Raw genomic sequence first — 4,593 nt, 5'->3', positions numbered from 1 at the left:
AGCCCGCGAAAGATACCCTCCCCGCGCCGCCAGTGACGGGGATATAGGCTGCCACCCCCCGGGAAGTCAACACGCGATTCGTGGAAAAATGCGCAAGAGGGAGTCTTTCGGTTCGGGACGTTCTCAACGCCTTGGATTCCCGGAAGATCTCCGGCGAGCCACCCGCCGGAGGACAGCCCCGGCGGGGCGAGGGGAGGGCCGGTGCGACCAACACGACCCTTAATGAAGCGTTGCCTGGCTTCCGTCGTTGGGTGGCTTCCCGTAAAAAGGCAGCCGTTCAGGCAGGGAGTGTTCGAGTGGCTGCTTGGGAGCATCATCGCCACAAGACCAAGATCGTCGAGCTCGGCGAGGAGCCGCCGATCGCCATGGGGGAGCAGGACCCCTCGCGCTACACCCGGCGCGGGGTGAGCCTGCGCTGGCTCTTCGGCGCGGTGGTCACCGCGGTGACCTCGGTCGCGCTGATGGGCGGCGCCCTCGTCGCCGCGCTCGACGGGCGCTACGTGCTGCAGGCGCAGGCCGCGGTGATTGACGCGGTGGCCCAGCCGCGCGCTCCCAAGGCGCAGAAGGGCGACCGCATCCAGGCGACGATGGAGGCGGTGTCCTCGCGCAAGATCATCGAGGTGAGCACCGTCGTGCGCCAAGGCGTCGAGGATCACATCGCCAAGCGCCCTTACGCGCTCATCAACGCGAGCCTGGTGCTCGACGACGACGCCATCGGCGACGTGCCGAAGTTCAACGCCGGCGAGATCGCCGCCAAGCAGACGCCGACCGCGAGCACCACGGACGCGATCTACGACAAGAAGGTGGACGGAGAGATCACCGTCAGCGTCTCGGCCTTTCCGCTCGACGGGCAGGTGGCGTTCGACCAGACCGCCGAAGAGGTGGAGCAGGCCGAGGTGGAGCCGGCGCTGCGCGACGAGCAATATTCCGACAACATCGTCTCGAGCCGCGGCGAGGTGGAGGCCTTCACCGACCCGAGCACGCAGCGCGCGCCGAACATCACGGTGGTGCCCGAGAACGTCTCCGAGCTGATCAAGAGCTCCGACGACGACGCCGACGGGTCGAGCGACAACGAGCTGATCGAGCTCGTCCAGCCCGGCGACACGCTGTCGAAGATCCTGCGCGGCAGCGGCGTCAACGGCGACGACATCAAGGCGATCGACACGATCCTCGGCCGGCTCGGCGTCGCCACGCTGAAGCCGGGCCAGACGCTGCGCATCGGCTTCGAGCTCGACGAGGACGGCGAGGACGCGCAGCGCCGTCCGAACCGCTTCACGATCTACGCCAAGGACGAGCACGTCGCCACGGTGGCGCTGACCGACGAGGGTCGCTTCGTGCTCGGCGAAGCCCCGCCCGGGCCGGCGCCGGTCGTTGAGGACGTGCAGATCCCCACCTCGCGCGGCGGTCTGCCCTCGATCTACCGCAGCCTCTACCAGACGGCGGTCGACCACAATCTGCCGAACGAGGTGCGCGACGTCCTGCTCAAGATCTTCTCCGCCGACGTCGACTTCAACGCCAGCGTGCGGCCCGGCGACAAGCTGACCGTGCTGCACGCCGCCGACACGACCGACGGACGGCCGCCGGAGATCCTCTTCGCCTCCCTCACCGCCGCCGGGGTGGAGCGCCGCTTCTACCGCTTCAAGTCGTCCGACGGCGTGATCGACTACTACGACGAGGACGGGCGCACCGGCGACAAGTTCCTGATGCGCAAGCCGATGCAGCGCGGCATTTTCCGCTCCGGCTTCGGCATGCGCCGCCACCCGATTCTGCACCGCTCGCGCATGCACACCGGCGTCGACTACGCCGCCCCGCGCGGCACGCCGATCTACGCCGCCGGCGACGGCGTCGTGCAGCAGGCGGGCTGGAAGGCGGGCTACGGCCGCTGGACCCTCATCCGCCACAAGAACGGCTATGCGACCGGCTACGGCCACCAGTCGCGGATCGCCAAGGGGATCAAGCCGGGCGTGCAGGTGAAGCAGGGTCAGGTGATCGGCTATGTGGGCTCCACCGGCTTCTCCACCGGACCGCACCTCCACTACGAGGTGCACGTCAACGGCCGGCCGGTGAACCCGCTCAAGATCCGCCTGCGTCGCGGGCGCGAGCTGTCGGGCACCATGCTGAGCAACTTCAAGTCGGAGCGCGATCGCATCGATGCGCTGCTCGCGCAGCAGAACGTGGAACTGGCGCGGCGCTGAGACGTCGCGCGGCTCGGGCATCTGCCGGCTCGGCAAGGGCGTCCTGTCGGGGCGCCCTTTTCGTTGGGCGCGGGCGCTATGACCGGCGGCGGCGTCGAGGCATTGGCGCCGCCGCCGGATAGAGAAGGGAAGGCGCCTCGCCGGCGGGCAAGGGTTCAGGCAAGACAGACGCTGCGCGCCTGACTTTCCCGAACCCTTGCGGCAAGGCTAGGGAGAGCTGCGGGCCCATCAAGGACAAGCCCTGCGGGCGCCTGCGGCGTCCTTGACACGCCCGCAGCTCTCCCGTGCCCTCCTTCGGCTCAGAGGGGAATGGTGACGCCGCCCGCGGCGCGGGATGGGGGCGACGGCCTCCCTCGGCGGAAGCGGCGACGTCGGAGCGGCGAGGGCAGCAGTCCGCGCCGGCACGAAAAAGGGCGGCCGCAGGGGCCGCCCTCTCGTTCTTTGCACCGTCCGCTGCGCGGGGTCAGGCGGCGTCGGCGACGCTCGTCTCGTGCTCGAACACCAGGCGGTCGGTGCCCGGCGTCGCGCGCACGGTCTCGCCGTCGCGGACCTCGCCGGCGAGGATCTTCTCGGCGAGCGGGTCCTGCACTTCCTTCTGGATCACCCGCTTCAAGGGGCGGGCGCCGTAGACGGGGTCGTAGCCGCGCTCGGCGAGCCACTCGCGGGCCGCGTCCGAGAGCTCCAGCGTGATCTTGCGATCGGCGAGGAGCTTGTGGAGACGGGCCATCTGGATGTCGACGATCGCCGCCATCTGGGCGCGCTTGAGGCGCGAGAAGAGGACGATCTCGTCGAGCCGGTTGAGGAACTCCGGCCGGAAGGTGGCGCGCACCAGCTCCATCACCTGCGGGCGGACCGCCTCCACGTCGTCGTGCTCGCCCTGGGCGGCGAGGAACTCGGCGCCGACGTTGGACGTCATCACGATGATCGTATTGCGGAAGTCCACCGTGCGGCCCTGGCCGTCGGTGAGGCGGCCGTCGTCGAGCACCTGCAGGAGGACGTTGAAGACGTCGGGGTGCGCCTTCTCGATCTCGTCGAACAGGACGACCTGGTAGGGGCGCCGGCGGACGGCCTCGGTGAGGGCGCCGCCCTCCTCGTAGCCGACATAGCCCGGAGGCGCGCCGATCAGGCGGCTGACGGCGTGCTTCTCCATGTACTCCGACATGTCGATGCGGACCATCGCGGTGTCGTCGTCGAACAGGAACGCGGCGAGCGCCTTGGTGAGCTCGGTCTTGCCGACGCCCGTGGGGCCGAGGAACATGAACGAGCCGATCGGCCGGTTGGGGTCCTGCAGCCCGGCGCGGGCACGGCGGACGGCGGTCGACACGGCGTGCACCGCCTCGGCCTGGCCGACGACGCGCTTCTCGAGCGCCTCCTCCATGCGCAGGAGCTTCTCCCGCTCGCCCTCCAGCATCTTGTCGACGGGGATGCCCGTCCAACGCGAGACGACCTGGGCGATATGGTCGGCCGAGACGGTCTCCTCCACCATCGAGCCGGTGTCGCCCGCGGCTTCGGCCTCGGCGAGGCGGCGTTCGAGGTCGGGGATCACGCCGTAGGCGAGCTCGCCGGCGTGGGCGAGGTCGCCCTTGCGCTGCGCGGCCGCCAGCTCGTTGCGCGCCTGCTCGAGCTGCGCCTTGACGTCCTGCGCCCCGGCGAGCTTGTCCTTCTCGGCGAGCCAGCGCTGGGTGAGGGCGTTGGAGCGCTCCTCGAGGTCGGCGAGCTCCTTCTCGAGCTTGGTCAGGCGGTCGCGCGAGGCGCTGTCGTCCTCCTTGCGCAGCGCTTCGCGCTCGATCTTGAGCTGGACGATGCGGCGGTCGAGCTCGTCGAGCTCCTCGGGCTTGGAGTCCACCTGCATGCGCAGGCGCGAGGCGGCCTCGTCGACGAGGTCGATGGCCTTGTCGGGGAGGAAGCGGTCGGCGATGTAGCGGTTGGAGAGGGTGGCGGCGGACACGATGGCGCTGTCGGCGATGCGCACGCCGTGGTGCAGCTCGTACTTCTCCTTGAGGCCGCGCAGGATGGAGATGGTGTCCTCCACCGTCGGCTCGTCGACGAAGACGGGCTGGAAGCGGCGGGCGAGGGCGGCGTCCTTCTCGATATACTTCCTGTACTCGTCGAGCGTGGTGGCACCGACGCAGTGCAGCTCGCCGCGGGCGAGGGCGGGCTTCAGGAGGTTGGAGGCGTCCATCGCGCCGTCGGACTTGCCGGCGCCGACGAGGGTGTGCACCTCGTCGATGAAGAGGACGACGCCCTTGTCGGCGGACTTCACCTCGGAGAGCACGGCCTTGAGGCGCTCCTCGAACTCGCCGCGATATTTCGCGCCGGCGATGAGGGCGCCCATGTCGAGGGCGAGGAGGGCCTTATCCTTGAGGCTCTCCGGCACGTCGCCGTTGACGATGCGCTG

General features: G+C 69.6%; 2 protein-coding genes. One reads left to right on the top strand and one right to left on the bottom strand.

Annotated features, from left to right (window positions below; all coding sequences use genetic code 11):
- The first annotated feature begins 296 nt into the window (after positions 1-296).
- Positions 297-2,195 carry a M23 family metallopeptidase gene (locus JCR33_RS25590; protein ID WP_198884395.1) on the top strand — a complete coding sequence of 633 codons (1,899 nt, stop codon included), beginning with the start codon at positions 297-299 and terminating at the stop codon, positions 2,193-2,195.
- Between the two features lie 463 nt (positions 2,196-2,658).
- Here the strand turns inward: JCR33_RS25590 and JCR33_RS22505 are convergent.
- A partial coding sequence (locus JCR33_RS22505; RefSeq protein ID WP_198884394.1) for an AAA family ATPase occupies positions 2,659-4,593 on the bottom strand: 1,935 nt, incomplete at its 5' end.

Source organism: Acuticoccus mangrovi, assembly GCF_016411865.1.
GTDB lineage: Bacteria > Pseudomonadota > Alphaproteobacteria > Rhizobiales > Amorphaceae > Acuticoccus > Acuticoccus mangrovi.
Note: the sequence above shows the minus strand (reverse complement) of the source record. Positions and strands in the feature narration are given on the sequence as shown.